This is a genomic window from Enterobacter sp. J49 (genome assembly GCF_002148625.1).
GTDB lineage: Bacteria > Pseudomonadota > Gammaproteobacteria > Enterobacterales > Enterobacteriaceae > Enterobacter > Enterobacter ludwigii.
Map to the genome: position 1 here is coordinate 59,979 of NZ_MWPY01000027.1, position 20,507 is coordinate 80,485.

At 55.7% G+C, this 20,507-nt stretch carries 21 protein-coding genes; 7 read left to right on the plus strand and 14 right to left on the minus strand.

The features are described 5' to 3' along the window. Positions 1-14 precede the first annotated feature (14 nt). From BJP35_RS07065 to BJP35_RS07075, 3 genes are all read left to right on the plus strand, one after another. The gene (locus BJP35_RS07065; RefSeq protein WP_032680073.1) at positions 15-1,004 is read left to right on the plus strand and encodes a sulfate ABC transporter substrate-binding protein; all 990 of its coding nucleotides are present in this window, start codon (positions 15-17) and stop codon (positions 1,002-1,004) included. A gap of 109 nt (positions 1,005-1,113) precedes the next feature. After that, positions 1,114-1,857 carry a CDP-diacylglycerol diphosphatase gene (locus BJP35_RS07070; protein WP_047742302.1) on the plus strand — a complete coding sequence of 248 codons (744 nt, stop codon included), beginning with the start codon at positions 1,114-1,116 and terminating at the stop codon, positions 1,855-1,857. Between the two features lie 73 nt (positions 1,858-1,930). Then, positions 1,931-3,235: an SLC13 family permease gene (locus BJP35_RS07075; protein WP_047742296.1), complete on the plus strand. Its 1,305-nt coding sequence runs from the start codon at positions 1,931-1,933 to the stop codon at positions 3,233-3,235. Positions 3,236-3,268: 33 nt separating this feature from the next. On the opposite strand, the gene tpiA is transcribed toward BJP35_RS07075, so the two are convergent. Then, a complete protein-coding gene (gene tpiA, locus BJP35_RS07080; RefSeq protein ID WP_014172206.1) occupies positions 3,269-4,036 on the minus strand; it encodes a triose-phosphate isomerase in 768 nt (255 codons plus the stop codon). A gap of 111 nt (positions 4,037-4,147) precedes the next feature. After that, positions 4,148-4,744 (minus strand): DUF1454 family protein, encoded by a 597-nt coding sequence (locus BJP35_RS07085; protein ID WP_020883954.1) that lies wholly within the window; start codon positions 4,742-4,744, stop codon positions 4,148-4,150. A 112-nt stretch (positions 4,745-4,856) separates the two neighbouring features. On the opposite strand from BJP35_RS07085, the gene BJP35_RS07090 reads away from it, so the two are divergent. Further along, complete coding sequence (locus BJP35_RS07090) at positions 4,857-5,276, plus strand: DUF805 domain-containing protein (RefSeq protein WP_025202755.1); 420 nt, start codon at positions 4,857-4,859, stop codon at positions 5,274-5,276. Here BJP35_RS07090 and fpr read toward each other — a convergent pair whose 3' ends face one another. The 4 genes from fpr to BJP35_RS07110 all read right to left on the minus strand — a co-directional run bounded on the left by fpr (position 5,277) and on the right by BJP35_RS07110 (position 9,615). Beyond that, positions 5,277-6,023 carry a ferredoxin--NADP(+) reductase gene (gene fpr, locus BJP35_RS07095; RefSeq protein ID WP_014172203.1) on the minus strand — a complete coding sequence of 249 codons (747 nt, stop codon included), beginning with the start codon at positions 6,021-6,023 and terminating at the stop codon, positions 5,277-5,279. It abuts the gene before it with no gap. Between the two features lie 96 nt (positions 6,024-6,119). Next, complete coding sequence (gene glpX, locus BJP35_RS07100; RefSeq protein WP_086462986.1) at positions 6,120-7,130, minus strand: class II fructose-bisphosphatase; 1,011 nt, start codon at positions 7,128-7,130, stop codon at positions 6,120-6,122. Positions 7,131-7,239: 109 nt separating this feature from the next. Further along, the gene (gene glpK / locus BJP35_RS07105) at positions 7,240-8,748 is read right to left on the minus strand and encodes a glycerol kinase GlpK (RefSeq protein WP_014172201.1); all 1,509 of its coding nucleotides are present in this window, start codon (positions 8,746-8,748) and stop codon (positions 7,240-7,242) included. Between the two features lie 21 nt (positions 8,749-8,769). After that, a complete protein-coding gene (locus tag BJP35_RS07110) occupies positions 8,770-9,615 on the minus strand; it encodes an MIP/aquaporin family protein (protein WP_014885705.1) in 846 nt (281 codons plus the stop codon). A 398-nt stretch (positions 9,616-10,013) separates the two neighbouring features. Between BJP35_RS07110 and zapB the strand changes: the two genes are divergently transcribed. Further along, positions 10,014-10,253, plus strand: a complete 240-nt coding sequence (zapB, locus tag BJP35_RS07115; protein WP_008501806.1) for a septal ring assembly protein ZapB — start codon at positions 10,014-10,016, stop codon at positions 10,251-10,253. A gap of 59 nt (positions 10,254-10,312) precedes the next feature. On the opposite strand, the gene rraA is transcribed toward zapB, so the two are convergent. The 7 genes from rraA to priA form a co-directional block, all read right to left on the minus strand. Continuing rightward, a complete protein-coding gene (gene rraA / locus BJP35_RS07120; protein WP_014172197.1) occupies positions 10,313-10,798 on the minus strand; it encodes a ribonuclease E activity regulator RraA in 486 nt (161 codons plus the stop codon). Positions 10,799-10,890: 92 nt separating this feature from the next. Then, positions 10,891-11,811 carry a 1,4-dihydroxy-2-naphthoate polyprenyltransferase gene (menA, locus tag BJP35_RS07125; RefSeq protein WP_014172196.1) on the minus strand — a complete coding sequence of 307 codons (921 nt, stop codon included), beginning with the start codon at positions 11,809-11,811 and terminating at the stop codon, positions 10,891-10,893. Positions 11,812-11,879: 68 nt separating this feature from the next. Continuing rightward, entirely contained in the window at positions 11,880-13,211 is a 1,332-nt protein-coding gene (hslU, locus tag BJP35_RS07130; RefSeq protein ID WP_014172195.1) for an HslU--HslV peptidase ATPase subunit, read from the minus strand. Between the two features lie 9 nt (positions 13,212-13,220). Continuing rightward, a complete protein-coding gene (gene hslV, locus BJP35_RS07135) occupies positions 13,221-13,751 on the minus strand; it encodes an ATP-dependent protease subunit HslV (protein WP_014172194.1) in 531 nt (176 codons plus the stop codon). Between the two features lie 94 nt (positions 13,752-13,845). Then, the gene (gene ftsN / locus BJP35_RS07140) at positions 13,846-14,856 is read right to left on the minus strand and encodes a cell division protein FtsN (RefSeq protein WP_047356277.1); all 1,011 of its coding nucleotides are present in this window, start codon (positions 14,854-14,856) and stop codon (positions 13,846-13,848) included. 93 nt (positions 14,857-14,949) lie between these two features. Further along, positions 14,950-15,975 (minus strand): DNA-binding transcriptional regulator CytR, encoded by a 1,026-nt coding sequence (gene cytR, locus BJP35_RS07145; protein ID WP_020883949.1) that lies wholly within the window; start codon positions 15,973-15,975, stop codon positions 14,950-14,952. Between the two features lie 119 nt (positions 15,976-16,094). Further along, the gene (priA, locus tag BJP35_RS07150) at positions 16,095-18,290 is read right to left on the minus strand and encodes a primosomal protein N' (RefSeq protein WP_047742291.1); all 2,196 of its coding nucleotides are present in this window, start codon (positions 18,288-18,290) and stop codon (positions 16,095-16,097) included. A 200-nt stretch (positions 18,291-18,490) separates the two neighbouring features. On the opposite strand from priA, the gene rpmE reads away from it, so the two are divergent. Then, positions 18,491-18,703 (plus strand): 50S ribosomal protein L31, encoded by a 213-nt coding sequence (gene rpmE / locus BJP35_RS07155; RefSeq protein WP_003862040.1) that lies wholly within the window; start codon positions 18,491-18,493, stop codon positions 18,701-18,703. Between the two features lie 48 nt (positions 18,704-18,751). Here the strand turns inward: rpmE and metJ are convergent, their stop codons facing one another. Continuing rightward, the gene (gene metJ / locus BJP35_RS07160; protein WP_007369220.1) at positions 18,752-19,069 is read right to left on the minus strand and encodes a met regulon transcriptional regulator MetJ; all 318 of its coding nucleotides are present in this window, start codon (positions 19,067-19,069) and stop codon (positions 18,752-18,754) included. 276 nt (positions 19,070-19,345) lie between these two features. Here metJ and metB point away from each other — a divergent pair, with 276 nt between their 5' ends. Further along, positions 19,346-20,506 carry a cystathionine gamma-synthase gene (metB, locus tag BJP35_RS07170; RefSeq protein ID WP_014172189.1) on the plus strand — a complete coding sequence of 387 codons (1,161 nt, stop codon included), beginning with the start codon at positions 19,346-19,348 and terminating at the stop codon, positions 20,504-20,506. Position 20,507 lies beyond the last annotated feature (1 nt).

Below are 20,507 nucleotides of genomic sequence, written 5' to 3' on the forward strand. Positions count from 1 at the left end.
AAGAGATCCGGGCGATGAATAAATGGGGCGTGGGGTTAACATTATTGCTGGCATCGACCAGCGTTTTGGCTAAGGACATCCAGTTACTGAACGTGTCATACGACCCGACGCGTGAGCTGTACGAGCAGTACAACAAAGCCTTCGCGGCACACTGGAAACAGGAAACCGGCGACAACGTGGTGGTGCGTCAGTCGCATGGTGGCTCCGGTAAGCAGGCGACCTCAGTCATCAACGGGATTGAAGCCGACGTGGTTACCCTGGCGCTGGCCTATGACGTCGACGCCATCGCCGAGCGTGGGCGTATCGATAAAAACTGGATCAAACGCCTGCCAGACAACTCAGCGCCTTACACCTCGACCATTGTTTTCCTGGTGCGTAAGGGCAACCCAAAACAAATTCATGACTGGAACGATCTGGTTAAGCCGGGCGTTTCCATTATCACCCCGAACCCGAAAAGCTCGGGTGGCGCACGCTGGAACTACCTGGCGGCCTGGGGCTACGCGCTGCATCACAACAACGGTGACCAGGCGAAAGCCCAGGCGTTCGTGAAAGCGCTGTATAAAAACGTTGAGGTGCTGGACTCTGGCGCACGTGGTGCCACGAACACCTTCGTTGAGCGTGGGATTGGCGACGTGCTGATCGCATGGGAAAACGAAGCCCTGCTCGCCACCCACGAACTGGGTAAAGACAAGTTCGAGATCGTTACGCCAGGCGAATCTATCCTCGCCGAACCTACCGTTTCTGTGGTTGATAAAGTGGTTGAGAAGAAAGAGACCAAAGCGGTGGCGGAAGCGTACCTGAAGTATCTCTACTCGCCAGAAGGCCAGGAAATTGCGGCGAAAAACTACTATCGTCCACGCGATCCGGCAGTGGCGAAGAAATATGAAAGCGTCTTCCCGAAACTGAAGCTTTTCACCATTGATGAAGAGTTCGGCGGCTGGGCGAAAGCGCAGAAAGAGCACTTCTCTAACGGCGGAACTTTCGACCAGATCAGCAAGCGATAAACGTTAGCAGGACAGACACGGTGACCCGGCGCGAGAAATCCGCCGGGTTTTTTATTTGGTCATCATTTTGCGTTACTCTTTCGCCACTATCGAAAACAGGGAACGCATTGTGAAAAAAATACTATTACTGATTCTGGTTGTCATCATTCTTGCCGCGGGTGGCTGGTACTGGATGAAAGCGGGTAATCCGAATGCGTTGCGTCATATCGTTCTCGACCAGTGTCTGCCGAATCAACTCCAGCACCGTAACCCGGCCCCGTGCGCGCAGGTGAAGCCTGATGCGGGTTATGTGGTGTTTAAAGACCGCAACGGGCCGCTGCAGTATCTCCTGATGCCGACTTACCGTATCAAAGGAACCGAAAGCCCGCTGTTGACCGAACCGAATACGCCCAACTTCTTCTGGCTGGCCTGGCAATCACGCAACTTTATGAGCATGAAGCGCGGGACCGAGGTGCCGGACAGCGCAATTTCGCTCACCATTAACTCCCCGACAGGCCGTACGCAGAACCATTTTCATATCCATATCTCCTGCCTGCGCCCGGACGTGCGCGAGAAGCTTAATGCCGCGCAGGGGCAAATCAGTACACAGTGGTTACCGTTCCCGGGCGGGCTGGAAGGGCATGAGTACCTCGCCCGTCGCGTGACGGAAAATGAGCTGGTACAGCGCAGTCCGTTTATGATGCTGGCTGAAGAGCTGCCGGAAGCGCGTGACCATATGGGGCGCTTCGCGCTGGCCATGGTGCAGCAGTCGGATGGATCGTTTGTCTTACTGGCGACCGAACGTAACTTGCTGACCCTGAATCGCGCGTCGGCTGAGGAATTGCAGGATCATCAATGCGATATCCTGAAGTGACATCACCATAAATAGCGTTTACTCGTCCTGCCTGTCGCCGTAGACTTGCTGAAAAAAACGACAGGAGACAGGAATGTCGCTCTGGTTAACGCATCCTCTGTTTGTGCCCTCATTGATAGTCGGCGTCACCATCGTGCTGTGGGCGACGTCGCTATTGCCGGAATTTATCACCGCGCTGCTGTTTTTCACGGCGGCGATGGCCGCCAGAATCGCCCCGGCGGAGGTGATTTTTGGTGGTTTTGCCTCGTCTGCATTCTGGTTAGTGTTTAGCGGCTTCGTGCTGGGGGTGGCAATCCGTAAAACCGGTCTGGCGGACAGGGCCGCACGGGCGTTGTCGGCAAAACTCACTGATTCGTGGGTATTGATGGTGGCAAGCGTGGTGGGGCTGAGCTACGCGCTGGCGTTTGTGATGCCGTCGAATATGGGCCGTATCGCGCTGCTGATGCCGATTGTCGCCGCCATGGCCAAAAGGGCCGCCATCCCCGACGGTTCCCGCGCGTGGTATGGCCTGGCGCTGGCCGTCGGGTTCGGAACCTTCCAGCTCTCGGCGACCATCCTGCCTGCCAACGTGCCGAATCTGGTGATGAGTGGCGCCGCGGAGGGCTCGTACGGGATCCATCTGAACTATGTCCCGTATCTGCTGCTGCATACACCCGTCCTCGGGATCCTGAAAGGGGGCATTCTGATCGGCCTGATCTGCTGGTTGTTCCCCGGCAGCCCGAAACCGGCCACCGATCTTACGCCGTCTGAACCGATGGGGCGGGATGAAAAACGTCTCGCCTGGCTGCTGGCGGTGGTGCTGGGGATGTGGGTGACAGAGAGCTGGCACGGCGTTGGACCGGCGTGGACGGGTCTTGCGGCATCGGTCATCGTCATGCTGCCACGCGTTGGGTTTATCACCGGTGAAGAGTTTTCTGCGGGAGTGAACATGCGCACCTGCATTTACGTGGCGGGGATTCTCGGGCTGGCGATTGTAGTGACCCAAACGGGTATCGGTTCCGCGGTGGGGGAGGCGTTATTGCGGATTATGCCGCTTGATGCCAGCAGACCGTTCACCAGCTTCCTGGCGCTTACCGGTATTACCACGGCGCTCAACTTCATTATGACCGCGAACGGTGTACCTGCGTTGTACACCACGCTGGCACAGAGTTTTTCGGACGCCACCGGTTTCCCGCTGTTGTCGGTGATCATGATTCAGGTACTGGGGTATTCCACGCCGCTGCTGCCGTATCAGGCGTCGCCGATTGTGGTGGCAATGGGTTTAGGGAAGGTGCCTGCAAAGGCGGGGATGTTGCTCTGTCTGGCGCTGGCGATTGCAACGTATCTGGTGCTGCTGCCGCTGGATTATCTGTGGTTTAGCGTGCTGGGGAAAGTGTAATTTCCCTCCCCGGTGGGGGAGGGAAGTCGGTTTTTACGCCTGTTTAGCCGCTTCTGCTGCTTTAACGATCACCGCGAAAGCGTCAGCTTTCAGGGATGCACCGCCAACCAGCGCGCCATCGATGTCTGGCTGGGTGAACAGCTCAGCAGCGTTGGATGCGTTAACGGAACCGCCGTACTGAATAATTACCTGCTCAGCCACTTTCGCGTCCGCTTTAGCAATGTGGTCACGGATAAATTTGTGAACCGCCTGTGCCTGCGCAGGGGTCGCTGATTTGCCGGTACCGATCGCCCAGACTGGTTCGTACGCGATAACCGCGCCTTCGAATGCTGCAGCACCCTGCGTTTTCAGCACGGCGTCGATCTGACGAGCACACACTTCTTCCGTTTTGCCTGCTTCGTTTTCGGCTTCGGTTTCACCGATGCACAGAACCGGGATCAGACCCTGCTCTTTCAGCACCGCGAATTTCTTCGCGATAAATTCGTCGGATTCTTTGTGATAAGTGCGACGCTCAGAGTGGCCGATGATGATGTATTTCGCGCCGATATCTTTCAGCATTTCAGCAGAGGTTTCACCGGTGAATGCGCCTGACAGGTTAACGTCAACGTTCTGTGCGCCCAGAATGATGTGGCTGCCGTCAGCGGCATGTTTAGCCAGATCCAGGTACATATCCGGCGGAGCGATAGCAACCGCGCAGCCCGTCACGCCCGCCAGCTCTTTACGCAGGTTCGCAACCAGTTCGTTTACCATGTGGCGGCTGCCGTTCAGTTTCCAGTTACCCATCACTAAAGGATGTCGCATTTCAATTCTCCACGCTAAATTAGCGAATTAAGGAATATGGCCGCCCTGTCGGGCAGCATGGTCTGTGAATCAGTATAGAGATTTTCCCTCGAAAGGCTTTGCTTTTTGTCATTAATTCGCCCCGCCGAGTGTGTCTGATAGTGCCAGCTTAATCGGTTCAACAGCGAAGGTCAGTCCTTTTTCACCGTTATCTGCCACCACATAGCGTATGGCCCCTTCGGTATCGGCGTAGTAACGCTTATTTTTACCGGCGGTGAGGAGTTTTTGCAGCTTTTGCTGGCTTTGCTTTTTGGTCAGCGCGGGCGTAAAAGCCTGCAGTATCGCGCTCATGTACTCGAGCGCTTTTGCCTTAGCGGCTTTCTGCTCTGGCCCCTGAATCGGCAGCCAGGTTATTTGCATGCTTTTGATTTTTAGCGTGCCGCGCTCCAGCGCAGTGGAGGCATATAAATTCTCGTTAATCTTGCTCGCAGCTCGGGTCAGGGTTGGCGTATCCCGGGAGCTGTCAATGGCGCGGAATTCATCCAGCGGTAGCGTGGGGTTGGTTTTATTGAAGGTTTCACGAAACTGGCTGATTGACTGATCGAACGAGGGCGCACCTGCCAGCAGATAGGGGGCTGTCGTCGGGGCAGTGGTTTCGGCGGCGTGCAGGGGGACACCAGCGATGAGCATCGCTAAACACAGGAAAAGAGAACGTGCCGAACTTTTCATCAACATTGCCCCTGGCCGTAAGTGTTCATGATTAAATCGATATCTGGTCGGCTTGTCAAAAGGTCACAACTCCAGGGTAAAATGCGCGCTATATGATAATAAGGAACCTTACATGACCATACAGCAGTGGTTGTTTTCATTCAAAGGGCGTATTGGACGCCGTGACTTCTGGATCTGGATGGCGACGTGGATCGTTGCCATGCTGCTTCTGTTTTTCGTGGCCTTCAACGCATGGCTCAGCACACAAACGGCGGCGTTTGCACTGGTCTGTTTACTGTGGCCAACCGCGGCCGTGGTGGTGAAACGTCTGCACGATCGCGGCCGTTCCGGCGCGTGGGCTTTTCTGATTATTCTGGCGTGGATGCTGGTGGCCGGGAACTGGTCGATACTTCCGTCCATCCTTCCCTGGGTGGTGGGCAGACTGCTACCAACCATTATTTTTGTCATGATGGTGGTCGATCTGGGCGCGTTTATCGGCACCCAGAGCGAAAACAAATACGGCAAAGACACCCTTGAGGTGAAATACCGCTGATCACCAGTAGTGTTCGGCAGTCATATGGCCCGGCCGGCGGCGAAGATGTTTCGTCATCTGCCGGGTATCCTTCAGAAGCTGCTGCGTGTCGCGAACCATCTGCGGGTTGCCACACAGCATGACGTGGCTGGTTTCAGCGCTCATCGGCAAGCCAATTGCGTCTTCCAGTGCACCACTCTCAATCAATGCCGGTACGCGGCCCGTCAGTGAACCCGCTGCGGTTTCGCGGCTGACCACGGTCTGAATTTTCAGTTTCCCGCCGTACTGCTTTTCCAGCGCCTGCATCTGCGGAAGATAGCTCAAGTCTGCGGCATAGCGCGCGGCGTGAACCAGCACGATGTTTTTAAAGCGCTCAAGGTCTTTGCCGTACTGCAAAATAGAGAGATACGGGCCAATGGCCGTGCCGGTTGCCAGCATCCAGAGGGTGTCGCAGTCCGGGATTTCGTCCAGTACGAAGAAACCGGCCGCTTCACTGACAATTTGCACATCGTCACCGGGCTTAAGCGCGGCAAGGCGTGGGCTGAGTTTGCCGTCCGGGACGGTGACCAGATAGAACTCGAGATCCGGGTTATCGGGGGCATTAACGTAGGAATAGGCGCGCTGCACGCGCTCGCCGTCAACATCCAGCCCCAGCTTCGCAAATTGCCCGGCCGTAAACGGGTGGACGGGAGCATGCAGGGTAAGACTAAATAGCGCATCGGTCCAGAACTGTATTTTTGTGACTTTACCTGTTACCCAGTCCGCCATGATCTTCTCCTGTGCTTTTTCTCTGTTCTATCTTCCGGACTTGTGGTGAAGATTTCCAGCCCATTTGGGCCGGAAAGCTCTATCGATCAAACGGTTTTACAGAATGTGCGCCTGCACGTCAGGGTCTTTACGATCCAGATAGTGAACAGACCGAATGCGGCGAATGGTGCGCGATTTACCGCGGATCAGCAGAGTTTCAGTGGTGGCCATATTGCCCTTACGGGTGATGCCATCCAGCAGGTCACCTTTGGTGATGCCGGTTGCGGAGAAGACAACGTTGTCGCTGCGCGCCATGTCATCCAGCGCAAGCACCTTGTTGGCTTCAATACCCATCGCTTCGCAGCGTGCCAGCTCTTCTTCCCCAATACGGCGATTCTCTTCGCTGTCGCCTTTGACTTCATGACGGGGCAACAGACGGGCCTGCATGTCGCCATCCAGAGCGCGGATCACCGCGGCGGAGACCACACCTTCCGGCGCGCCGCCGATGCCGTAAAGCACATCCACTTCGCTGTCTGGCATGCAGGTCAGGATAGATGCTGCCACGTCGCCATCCGGGATGGCAAAGACGCGCACGCCGAGCTGTTGCAACTGGGCAATGGTGGCATCGTGGCGCGGTTTCGCCAGAATGGTCACGGTGAGCGCGCTAAGCGGTTTTTCCAGCGCCTTGGCAACGTTACGCAGATTCTCTTCCAGCGGCAGGCTCAGGTCGATAGCCCCTTTGGCGCCGGGGCCGACAATCAGCTTTTCCATGTACATATCCGGTGCGTTGAGGAAACAGCCTTTGTCCCCTACCGCCAGCACGGCCAGCGCGTTGGCCTGGCCCATTGCCGTCATGCGGGTACCCTCAATCGGGTCGACGGCGATATCCACGGCATCACCTTTGCCGGTGCCCACTTTCTCACCGATATAGAGCATTGGCGCTTCGTCGATCTCGCCTTCGCCAATGACGATGGTGCCATCGATATTGACCTGGTTAAGCACAATGCGCATGGCATGGACAGCCGCACCGTCTGCGGTATTTTTGTCGCCACGGCCGAGCCATTTATAGCCCGCCAGTGCGGCAGCTTCGGTGACGCGGGAAAACTCGATAGCCAGTTCACGTTTCATGAGGTACTCGTGCAATCAAAAGGAATTGCACGAAGTTTATCACAGAGTGGGAGTGGGTGCGGTCGGTCCCCTCTCCCCGGCGGGGAGAGGGGAAGGGTGAGGGGAGAAATTACTGCTCGTGCTCTTCCCACGCCAGGGCGCGTTTCACCGCTTTCTTCCAGCCGCTGTAGCGGTAGTTACGCTCAGTGGTTTCGATGCCAGGGCGGAATTCGCGTTCGATAACCGCTTTTTCCTGCAGTTCATCCAGATTCTGCCAGAAGCCGACAGCCAGACCTGCGAGGTACGCCGCACCCAGCGCGGTGACTTCACGAACTTCCGGGCGCTCTACGCGGGTGCCCAGAATGTCGGACTGGAACTGCATCAGGAAGTTGTTGGCAACGGCGCCGCCGTCCACGCGCAGGGCATGCAGACGAATGCCGGAGTCAGCCTGCATCGCTTCCAGTACGTCGCGCGTCTGATAAGCAATGGATTCCAGCGTCGCGCGGATAATGTGGTTCGAGTTTACCCCACGGGTCAGGCCGAAAATCGCGCCGCGTGCATACGGGTCCCAGTAGGGGGCGCCCAGACCGGTAAAGGCCGGAACCACATACACGCCGTTGGTGTCCTTCACTTTGGTTGCGAAATACTCGGAGTCAAACGCATCGCTGATGAGTTTCATCTCGTCACGCAGCCACTGAATAGACGCACCTGCCATGAACACCGCACCTTCCAGCGCATAGTTCACTTCACCGCGTGGACCGCAGGCGATGGTGGTCAGCAAGCCGTTTTCTGATTTCACCGCTTTCTCACCGGTGTTCATCAGCATAAAGCAGCCGGTGCCGTAGGTGTTTTTCGCCATCCCTTCCTTAACGCACAGCTGGCCAAACAGCGCCGCCTGCTGGTCACCGGCAATACCGGCAATTGGAATACGCGTGCCGCCTTTGCCGCCGATATTGGTCTGACCGTAAACTTCAGAAGATTTGCGGACTTCTGGCAACATCGCGCGCGGGATATCCAGCGCGTCCAGCATCTTGTCATCCCACTCCAGGGTATTGATGTTGAACAGCATGGTGCGCGAGGCGTTGGTGTAATCAGTGACGTGGACACGCCCCTGGGTCATCTTCCAGATAAGCCAGGTGTCGACGGTACCGAACAGCAGCTCACCGCGTTTTGCACGTTCACGTGAACCCTCAACGTGGTCGAGGATCCATTTCACTTTGGTACCGGAGAAATACGGGTCAACGACCAGACCGGTTGCGCTACGTACATAGTCTTCCATACCGTCGCGCTTCAGCTGTTCGCAGATTTCTGATGTACGGCGGCACTGCCAGACGATGGCATTGTAAATGGGCTTACCGGTTTCGCGCTCCCAGACGATAGTGGTTTCACGCTGGTTGGTAATACCGATAGCGGCAATCTCGTCGGAACTGATATCGGCTTTCGCCAGCACTTCTACCAAAGTGGAGCTTTGTGAAGCCCAGATCTCCATAGGATCGTGTTCGACCCAGCCTGGGCGAGGATAGATTTGCTCAAATTCGCGCTGTGACACGCTGACGATATTCGCGTCATGATCCATTACGACAGCGCGGGAGCTGGTAGTGCCCTGGTCGAGCGCAACGATATATTTTTTTTCGGTCATGGTATGTGTCCCGTAGTCAGATTACAGCGAAGCTTTTTGTTGTGCGGTAGAAGTCGTTTCCTTCTCCTCTTCCACACAGGTGTCGCACGGTAAATGGCGACCAATTAATTTGCGGTAGCTAAATGCACCCAGCGCAGCCCCGACAACCGGTGCAAACAGCGGTACCAGGAAGTAAGGGATATCTTTACCGCCGGTGAAGGCCACGTCGCCCCATCCTGCGATAAAGGCAAAAGCTTTAGGTCCGATATCACGCGCCGGGTTCATCGCAAACCCGGTCAGCGGGCCCATGGATGCGCCGATCACCGCAATCAGCAGGCCAATCAGTAGTGGTGCCAGCGGGCCGCGCGGAATGCCGTTTCCGTCGTCGGTCAGCGCCAGGATAACGCCCATCAGAATAGCGGTAATCACCATTTCAACTGCGAACGCCTGCACAAAATTGATATGCGGGTTGGGATAGGTTGAGAAAATGCCTGCCAGATCCAGACTTTCGACACTGCCACGCACCATATGATGTGTCTGTTCGAAGTCGATGAAAAGATTGTAATAAAGCCCGTAAACTAACGCCGCTGCGCAAAACGCGCCGGCAAACTGAGAAAGGATGAAGGGAACAACTTTGCGTCCGTCGAAGCACGCGAACAGCCACAGCGCGATGGTCACCGCCGGGTTAAGATGTGCGCCGGAAACCCCTGCGGTCAGGTAGATGGCCATCGCCACGCCCAGACCCCAGATAATACTGATTTCCCACTGACCGAAACTGGCACCCGCCACTTTCAGTGCAGCAACACAGCCCACTCCGAAGAATATCAACAACCCGGTACCAAGGAACTCGGCAATGCACTGGCCTTTTAAGGTTGATGTCTGACTCATAATCGGAATCCTGAAGAAATTGATGTTTATTGTTAGCATGACCGCCCGTGACAGCCACGATGCCCTGTAGACATAGTGTTAATTTATCGTTAACGAGCAAAAACGAGAAATATCGAAATCAAAATGTGTGGTCTGCGTCAATAAAATGAGCGTTTTCGCGCCATAAAGCGCATTTTTACACCAATAGCAAAATGTGAGCTGAATCATTTCATTAACGAATGAGTTAACAATTTAGGGGTATATGCCGCGAACGCACCAGGACGAGGCCGAAAAGTGTTGCAAACCACGATCTGCGCGGTCTGCCGCTGGACAGGGGCGACGGGGCTTCATACAATCGGCATATCTGTTGTGCGCGTTTACGTTAAAGCGTCGCCTTGCAATTCAGGAGAGGTAGGATCATGTCTTTAGAAGTGTTTGAGAAACTGGAATCGAAAGTACAGCAGGCGATTGACACCATCACGCTGCTGCAGATGGAAATTGAAGAGCTGAAAGAGAAGAACAACAGCCTGGCGCAGGAAGTTCAGAACGCCCAGCACAGCCGTGAAGAACTGGAGCGCGAAAACAACCAGCTGCGTGAACAGCAGAATGGCTGGCAGGATCGTCTGCAGGCGCTGCTGGGGCGTATGGAAGAAGTGTAATTTCTTTCGGGAAATGCAGAACAGGCCGGGTAAGGCGTCGCCGCCACCCGGCTTTTTTATTACTCGATATCCAGCGGATCTTCGGAAAGGATAATCCCGGTGTTATCGGCATAGAGATGGTCACCGGAGAAGAAGGTCACGCCGCCGAAATTGACGCGCACGTCGCTTTCGCCGATACCTTCACCTGCAGCACCCACCGGAATGGCCGCGATAGCCTGAATGCCAATGTCCAGGTCTTCGAGATCGTCCACCTGGCGCACTGAGCCATACACCACAATGCCTTCCCACTCGTTCTGTACGGCAAGACGGGCGAGTTCAGCATCAATGAGGGCACGACGTACGGAGCCCCCGCCATCAACCAGCAGAACGCGGCCACGGCCGTTCTGTTCGAGCAGATCATAGAGCAACCCGTTATCCTCGAAACATTTCACCGTGACGATTTGTCCGCCAAACGACGACCGCCCACCAAAGTTGGAGAACAGCGGTTCAACGACGTTGACATCTTCCTGGTAGATGTCACAAAGCTCGGAGGTATCGTATTTCATAGGTTTAACGCTCAGTTGCTGCGAATGTGTTCAGTATATCGTGCTAAATGCGTTGTTGGCAAAATCATCAATTGTTAATTGATATTTGTCAGTTAACCCAGCGTCTGACTTAAGACAATCCCGATGACGAACAACAGGTTAGTCAGCAGTGCCCCTTTTACCGTACGCTCCAGCATTGGCGGCATGGCCGCAGGGCTGAGTTCACGCATGACGAATCGCGCCTGCTTAATCAGCAGCGGTGCGGCGAGTACAAACAGCCAGCCCCATATGCTGTGCAGCGAGATAACGTTAAACAGCGCCAGGCACAGCAGAGCGCCCAGCAGCAGACACGCATGATAACGGCGTGCATTAACGGGCCCCAGACGCACGGCCAGCGTGTTTTTGCCGTTCTCACGGTCGCTGTCGATATCGCGCAGGTTGTTGATGTTAAGCACCGCCGTCGCCAGCATGCCGCAGGCGGTTGCCGGCAGGAACAGGGCCGGGATCAGGGTATGTGCCTGTAAGTATCCGCTCCCCATCACGCTCAGCCAGCCGAAGAACACAAGCACGGAGATATCACCCAGCCCAATATACCCGTAAGGGCGGGTACCGACGGTATAGGTAATGGCGGCAATAATGGCGAGCAGACCCAGTACCAGGAAACCAATGAAATCGCTGGGGGTTTTAGACGCGACCGTTACCAGCGCCAGGCCGGAAAGACAAATCAGCGCCACGGTGATGATCAGCGCGCGCTTCATCTGCGCCTGGGTAATGACCCCTTTCTGCATACCGCGCAGTGGCCCGATACGGTCGGGTTTGTCGCTGCCTTTAACCGCATCGCCATAGTCGTTGGCGAGATTGGAGAGAATTTGCAGCAGACCGGCGGTAATCAGTGCCAGCCCGGCAACCAGCGGATCGAAATAGCCTTGCCACCAGGCAAGCGCAGTACCGACGATAATGGCGGCAAAGGCCAGAGGAAGAGTTTTAGGGCGCAGACTTTCGAGCCACGCCTGAGTACGGCTGATGTCAGTCATAGTAATTTAGCCAATAAAAATGGGGGCATTAGCCCCCATTAAACGTGATGAGAATGCAGTAACCGCGATTATAGGATAAAACGGCTCAGATCTTCATCTGCCACTAACGCATCCAGGTGTTTACCCACATATTCTGCGTCAATGGTAATGCTTTGACCGTTCAGGTCGCTCGCATCATAAGAGATATCTTCCATCAGGCGCTCCAGCACGGTGTGCAGACGACGGGCACCGATGTTCTCGGTGGTTTCGTTGACCTGCCAGGCGGCCTGGGCGATGCGTTTGATACCGTCTTCAGTGAACTCGATGTTCACACCTTCGGTTGCCATCAGCGCTTTGTACTGTACGGTCACAGAGGCATTTGGCTCGGTCAGGATGCGTTCGAAATCTTCAGTGGTCAGCGCCTGCAGCTCCACGCGAATCGGCAGACGACCCTGCAGTTCCGGGATCAGGTCAGACGGTTTCGCCACCTGGAATGCGCCAGAGGCGATAAACAGGATGTGGTCCGTTTTGACCATACCGTGTTTGGTGGAGACGGTGCAGCCTTCAACCAGCGGCAGCAGGTCGCGCTGAACGCCTTCACGGGAGACATCCGGGCCTGAGGATTCGCCACGCTTACAGATTTTGTCGATTTCGTCGATAAACACGATACCGTGCTGCTCAACCGCGTCGATAGCATCCTGCTTCAGCTCTTCCGGGTTCACCAGTTTCGCCGCTTCTTCTTCGATCAGCAGCTTCATCGCGTCTTTGATTTTCAGCTTACGCGCTTTCTGCTTCTGGCCGCCCAGGTTCTGGAACATGGACTGCAGCTGGCTGGTCATCTCTTCCATGCCAGGCGGTGCCATGATTTCCACACCCATAGGGGCAGCAGCAAGATCGATCTCAATCTCTTTGTCGTCCAGCTCGCCTTCACGCAGTTTTTTGCGGAACGCCTGACGCGCCGCTGACGGCTCAGCCTGCTGTTCAGCCTGGCCCCAGTTGTTTTTCGCCGGTGGGATCAGGACGTCAAGAATGCGCTCTTCCGCCATCTCTTCGGCGCGGTAGCGGTTTTTCTCAATCGCCTGGACGCGCACCATTTTGATCGCCGAGTCGGTCAGATCGCGAATGATGGAGTCCACTTCTTTACCCACATAGCCCACTTCGGTGAACTTGGTGGCTTCGACTTTGATGAACGGGGCGTTAGCCAGTTTCGCCAGACGACGGGCGATTTCGGTTTTACCTACACCGGTCGGGCCGATCATCAGAATGTTTTTTGGCGTCACTTCATGGCGCAGCTCTTCTTCGAGCTGCATGCGGCGCCAGCGGTTACGCAGGGCAATAGCCACGGAACGCTTGGCGTTGTCCTGGCCGATAATATGTTTGTCCAGTTCGCTGACAATTTCGCGTGGGGTCATTTCAGACATGGGAGATCCTTACGCTTTAGACGGTAATTCTTCGATGGTGTGGTTGTGGTTGGTATAGATGCAGATATCACCTGCAATATCCAACGCCTTCACCGCGATATCGCGCGCGTTCATGTCGGTATTTTCCAACAGCGCACGGGCTGCAGCCTGGGCGTACGGGCCACCAGAGCCAATAGCAATCAGGTCGTTTTCAGGCTGAATGACGTCACCGTTACCGGTGATGATAAGCGAAGCGGTTTCATCGGCCACCGCCAGCAGCGCTTCAAGTTTGCGCAGCATGCGATCGGTACGCCAGTCTTTCGCCAGCTCAACGGCGGCCTTCACCAGGTGACCCTGGTGCATTTCCAGTTTGCGTTCAAACAGTTCGAACAGCGTGAAGGCGTCAGCCGTGCCGCCTGCAAAACCGGCGATCACTTTGTCGTTGTATAAACGACGAACTTTCTTCACGTTGCCTTTCATTACGGTATTACCCAGCGTGGCCTGGCCATCACCGGCGATTACCACGTGGCCGTTACGGCGTACACTTACTATTGTTGTCACGAGCAGACCCCCTGGTTACAGAATCGGGAAACAGAAGCCCTGAGCCTGTGCTCAGGGCTGAATAGAATGATAGATGGGGGGGAATTTGGGGGTTTCAACCCCCGGTAGCGAGTCGAATGCAGTTTGTGTGTCCCGCCACTTTCAAACGGGAAATGGTTCCGTCGGCATTTTCTTTGCCTTTGACCGGGCCAATCACCACGCGATTCCAGCCGTTATTGGTGGTAATGCGTGAATCAAACCCTTCAAAAGCCAGCTGTGCGCGCACCGTTTCCGCCTGCTCAGCACCTTTGAATGAACCACATTGGACCATCCAGCGGCGTTCGTCTTTTTTCTCAGCAGTCTGCTTCGGCGCATCGGTCTCTTTGGTTACCGGTGCGGCCTGCTGCGTTTTCGGCTGCTGCGCAGTGGTATGCGCCGGCGTCTGCAGCAGATCCTGATACGGCTGAGCCGCCTGTTTCTGCGGCTGGGCTTTCGGCGGTTGCTGCACTGGCTGGGACTGCGCCGTTCGTGTTTGCTGCTGATACGGCTGTTCCGTCACCCGCGGCTGCGTTTTAGGCTGCTGCACTGGCTGGGTTTGCGCCCACTGCTGTTGTTGCTGTTGTTGCTGTTGTTGCTGTTGGAGCTGCTGCTGCGCCTGACGACGCTGCAGCGTTTGCTGACGCTGTTCCGGCGTCTGCTCGTTCCACGGCACTTCGTTCAGCTGTGTAGGCTGCTGGCGCATATCGGCCTGCATTTGTGCCAGCAACTGACGCTGTTCATCCGTCAACTGGCTGGCATTTTGCACTTCGCCACCCGCTGAAGGTTCGGTCGGCGCACGTACGCCAGGCTGACGGCTTTCCAGCTCTTTGATATAGCGCCAGCGCTCTTCAGGCTTCGGCGGAAGGCCGTTTCCGGCAACCTTGCTGGCCTGAAGCGCCTCGGACTCTTCTTTTTTATGGTGCGTGATAAAGTACAGACCACCAATAAAGGCCACGACTACAGCCGCAGCAATAGCGACCATCGCTGGCGAGACAGCAGGCAGGTTACGTTGCTTTTTCCTTGAGCTACTCTTTTTGCGTCGCGAAGGTGCCGGCTGGCCGCGACGTACATAATCTCGTTGTGCCACTATCGTTTCGCTGTATTTATTCGTTCGTCAGCCCGCCATGTTACTTAAGCGGCGGGGCTTTGACCAGATAAGGGTGTCTGAAAGACATTTACTTTAAGTCAATGCCTGGGTAGAACCGCGCACAATCAATTCACAGTCCAGCAACCGCGAGCCGCTGTTAACTGTTTGACCATGCAGCTGATCCAGCAGAAGAAGCATCGCTTCACGCCCAATATCATAGCGCGGCTGCGCCACGGTCGAGAGTGGAGGATCGCAAAATTCTGACAGCGAAATATTATCGAATCCGATGATCGACAAATCTTTCGGTATGCGCAGGCCGCGGCGCTTCGCATACGATAATGCCCCCAGTGCCATCACATCGCTGTGACAGAACACCGCGGTCGGCGGCTCGGGCAGATCCAGCAGCTTCTCCAGTGCCTGTCCACCGGCTTCAAAGGTGAAATCCCCGCGAGCAATGTAGTGCGGATCGACGGTGACGCCGGTACGGCGCAGCGCCTGAACGTAGCCCTGCAGGCGGTAGTGGCACAATGGCATCTCTTCTGGGCCGGCAATGCAGCCAATACGCTTGTGCCCCAGTTCCTGAAGATAGTTGACGGCGTTGAACGCGGCGGTCAGGTTATCAATATGTACCGTCGGCAACTCCAGCTCGGGTGCAAACTCGTTGGCCATCACCATCGGCGGTAAATTGCGCTGCTCTTCAATGCTGGCATCAAACGGCAGGCGAGACCCAAGCAGCAACATGCCGTCGATCTGCTTGGTGATAATGAGGTCGATAAAGGTTTTTTCCTGCTGGTTCTGGTGAGCACAGTCGCCAATTAGCACCAGATAACCTTGCTCTGCCGCCGTCACTTCGATACCGCGAATAATCTCGCTGAAGAAGGGATCGCAGATGTCCGGCACAATCACCAGGATGGTGCGCGACTCATTGCGTTTAACGTTTCGTCCCATCGCCTGCGGGAAATAGCCCACTTCCAGCGCAGCCTGCTCTACCCGGTTACGGGTCGCCTGGGAGACTTTATCCGGGTTCATTAATGCGCGGGACACGGTTGCCGTAGAGACTTGTGCTTTCTGGGCAACGTCTTTCATGGTCGCCGTGGCAACCTCTTTCCTGGACTTCAACGTCTTCTCCTCGCCTGAACACCGAACTTCTGACGCCACCATTTTTACAGATAGTTAATGGAATCGGTTACAGAATTTTCATAAAAAGTGTGAGGAGCGTTAAATTTTTCGATCCGTCTTCAGCCTTCGATAGGATCAACGTCCAGCACCCACTTCACTTTGCGCGCTTCCGGTAGGGTATTGATCAGCACCAGCGCGCCGCTGACGATATGTTGCAGGCGGATGCGCGAAGGGTGCTGGAGCAAAATCTGCCAGCGGAAACGTCCACCACGCTTTGGTGCCAGCGCCGGCACCGGCCCCAGTATCCACAGCGGGTTATCCACCAGCGGACTGGCCTGCAGGAGGTTTCTCAGCTGCTGCAGGAAAAGCGGTGCCTGCTGGTTGTTGTGATCTTCTGCGCGGATGATGACGTGGCTGGTCCACGGCGGAAGCTGCATCGTCTGGCGTTCTGCCAGCGCTTGCTCCGCAAACGCGTCATAGCCTTTATGCAGCAGGGTTTGCAGTAACGGATGTTCAGGATGGTGGGTCTGTAAAACCACTTCACCCTGTTTGCCTGCGCGACCGGCACGTCCGGCAACCTGGGTATAAAGCTGGGCAAAACGTTCTGCTGAGCGAAAATCGGCCGAAAACAGCGCGCCGTCTACGTCCAGCAGGGCGACCAGCGTTACGTCCGGGAAGTGGTGCCCTTTGGCCAGCATCTGCGTGCCAATCAGAATGCGTGCGCCACCGCGATGCACTTCCGCCAACTGCTGTTCCAGCGCCCCTTTGCGGCTGGTGGTGTCACGGTCGATGCGGGAAAGAGGAACGTCAGGGAAGAAAGGCTTAAGGGCCTCTTCCAGTTGCTCCGTCCCCAGACCGACCGGCACGATATGCGTTGAGCCACATGACGGACACTGGCGTGGTACCGGCCGCTGGCTGTCGCAGTGGTGGCAGCGCAAATGGCGCTGGGCCTGATGGAACGTGTAGTAGTGGTCGCAGCGCGGGCATTCGGCAATCCAGCCGCAGTCGTGACACAGCAGCGCCGGGGCAAACCCGCGGCGGTTAAGGAACAAAATGACCTGATTACCGGCCTGCAAATGCTGGCGCATCCGGGTGATAAGCGCAGGCGCTAACCCCGCCTGCACCTGCTGGCCTTTTAGATCCAGCACATGCTGAATAGCAGGGCGCGCGTTCCCTGCGCGCCGCGTCAGGCGCAGCATGTGGTATTTACGCTGGCGAACGTTATGCAGCGTTTCGAGGGCGGGCGTCGCGGAGCCAAGAATAATCGGGATTTGCTCGCTGTGGGCGCGATAAACGGCCAGATCGCGGGCGTGATAGCGCCAGCCTTCCTGTTGCTTATAGGAGCTGTCATGCTCTTCATCGATGACGATAACGCCGAGGTTTTTAAACGGCGTAAACAGTGAGGAACGGGTGCCAATCACAATCGCCGCTTCGCCGTTTTTGGCTTTCAGCCAGGCGCTGAGGCGCTCGCTGTCGTTCAGGCCCGAATGTAACACTTCAACCGGCGCATTAAACCGCTCGCGAAAACGGGCGATGGTTTGTGGTGTAAGGCCGATTTCCGGAACCATCACCAGCGCCTGTTTACCCTGCGCAAGCACGTTTTCCAGTACGCTGAGATACACTTCTGTTTTGCCGGAGCCGGTGACCCCTGCCAGTAGCCAGGCGGAGAAATGATCGGAGGCGCTGTGAATGGCCCCTACGGCGGTGGCCTGCTCGGTGTTGAGTCGCAGACGATCCCCTGAAACGGAGAAACTGTCCCGCCAGTCATAAAGGGCAGGCGCCTCGCTTGCCAGTTCGCTCAGCCCTTTTTTGCGCAGGGCCTGCAGCGCCGTTTCGCTCACCTCAAGCTCGTCAACCTGATGCCGCCAGATTTTCCCCTGACGCAGGGCCGCCAGCGCCTGCTGCTGTTTCTGCGAGCGTTTCAGGCTATTGATATCGACCGCCTGACCCTCTTCAGTGGCAAACCAGTACCACAGGGGAGCGTGGCTGGCACTTTTACCCTGACGAAGCATAATAGGCAGGGCGTGGAACAGGACATCGCCGATAGGGTGATGGTAGTAATCTGCCGCCCACAGCAGGAGCCGCCAGGTGCTGGTGGAGAAAACGGGCTCGCTGTCCAGTACCTCTGCGACGGCTTTCAGCTCATTGAGTGGCAATTCGCTCTTATCGCTCACCGACACCACAATCCCAATACGCTGCTGTTTGCCAAATGGCACGGTCACGCGACAGCCCGCTTTGGCGCTCATACTGTCAGGCAGCAGATAGTCAAAGGTGCGGGGAAGCGGAACGGGCAGGGCAACGTGAGCGACGGGCATCGAATCTTCCTGACTTGAAAAGTGGCGCGTTAGTATACACATTAGTGAAAGCGGCGTGCGGATCAGTTTGCATACGTTGGTCAAATTCTGTATGATTCGCCGCCTTTGGTGTACTTTACGCCAAAGAACTTACATTCAACATCGCGTGGTGTCTGGCGTTAGGGCTGGAAGAGCGACGCGGCCTTAACTGAGGTTCTCCCATGAAAAAAGATATTCACCCGAAATACGAAATGATTACTGCAAACTGTTCTTGCGGTAACTCTATCCAGATCCGCTCTACCGTGGGTCACGATCTGAACCTGGACGTGTGCGGCAAATGCCACCCGTTCTACACTGGTAAGCAGCGTGATGTTGCAACCGGTGGCCGTGTTGACCGCTTCAACAAGCGTTTCAGCATCCCGGGCGCTAAGTAAGTTTCCCGAAAAAAAGGCACCGCAAGGTGCCTTTTTTGTATCCGCTTCTCAGTATTCCCACGTATCCGGGTCGATACCCAGTTCACGCATGATCACCTTCGCCTCTTCCGGAATTTCATCACTACGCTCTTTGCGCAGATCTTCATCGTTTGGCAACGGTTGACCGGTAAACGCATGCAGAAACGCTTCGCACAGCAGTTCGCTGTTGGTCGCGTGGCGCAGGTTGTTCACCTGACGACGCGTACGTTCATCGGTGAGGATCTTCAACACCTTCAGAGGAATGGAAACCGTAATTTTCTTTACTTGCTCACTCTTCTTACCGTGCTCAGCGTATGGGCTGATATATTCGCCGCTCCATTCAGCCATGAGATACCTTTAATCCTCTCAGTCATTAATCTAAAGGTGCAAAACCCGTCATCGCCAGTTTTGACCGTAATCCAGCGTAGTTTACCGTAGAGACGATACCGTGGCACGGATATTGCCGCTGCAGCGTGCACTAAAGCATATAATTTTAACGGCTATTTGCGCATTGCTCAATCTATACGCAAAGAAGTTTAGATGTCCAGATGTATTGACGTCCATACTTTCAGTGTTTACTCTGGTGCCTGACTTTTCACCTCTTTTAGCCAGGAAGCCTTCACCATGACGCGTAAACAGGCCACCATCGCAGTGCGTAGCGGATTAAATGATGACGAGCAGTACGGCTGTGTTGTCCCGCCAATTCATCTTTCCAGTACTTACAATTTTACCGGTTTTAATGAACCCCGTGCGCATGACTACTCCCGTCGCGGCAACCCGACGCGTGACGTGACCCAGCGCACGCTGGCGGAGCTGGAAGGCGGTGCAGGCGCCGTGTTAACCAACACCGGGATGTCTGCGATTCACCTGGTGACGACGGTATTTCTGAAGCCGGGCGACCTGCTGGTGGCACCGCACGACTGTTACGGTGGTAGCTATCGTCTGTTTGACAGCCTCGCAAAACGCGGATGCTACCGCGTGCTGTTTGTCGATCAAAACGACGAACAGGCGCTGAAACAGGCGCTGGCAGAGAAACCGAAGCTGGTGCTGGTGGAAAGTCCAAGCAATCCATTGTTGCGCGTCGTCGATATTGCGAAAATTTGTCAGCGCGCAAGGGATGCGGGAGCGATAAGTGTAGTGGATAATACCTTCCTCAGTCCGGCCCTTCAGAACCCGCTTGCGCTGGGTGCCGATCTGGTATTGCATTCATGCACTAAATATCTGAACGGTCATTCTGATGTGGTAGCGGGCGTGGTGATTGCAAAAGATCCCGACGTTGTCACCGAACTGGCATGGTGGGCCAATAACATTGGCGTCACTGCGAGCGCTTTCGACAGCTACCTGTTGTTGCGCGGTATCCGCACGCTGTCGCCGCGCATGGAAGTGGCGCAGCGCAATGCTCAGGCGATTGTCGATTTCCTGAAGACCCAGCCGCTGGTGAAAAAGCTCTATCACCCGTCGCTGCCGGAAAACCAGGGGCACGAGATTGCCGCGCGTCAACAAAAGGGATTTGGCGCGATGTTAAGTTTTGAACTGGACGGTGACGAGCAAACGCTGCGTCGCTTCCTGAGCGGGCTGTCATTGTTTACGCTGGCGGAATCATTAGGGGGGGTTGAAAGCTTGATCTCCCACGCCGCGACCATGACGCACGCAGGTATGGCACCAGAAGCACGTGCCGCCGCCGGTATTTCTGAGACGCTGCTGCGTATCTCGACCGGTATTGAAGATTCTGAAGATTTAATTGCCGATCTGGAAAATGGCTTCCGGGTCGCAGCCAAGGGGTAAT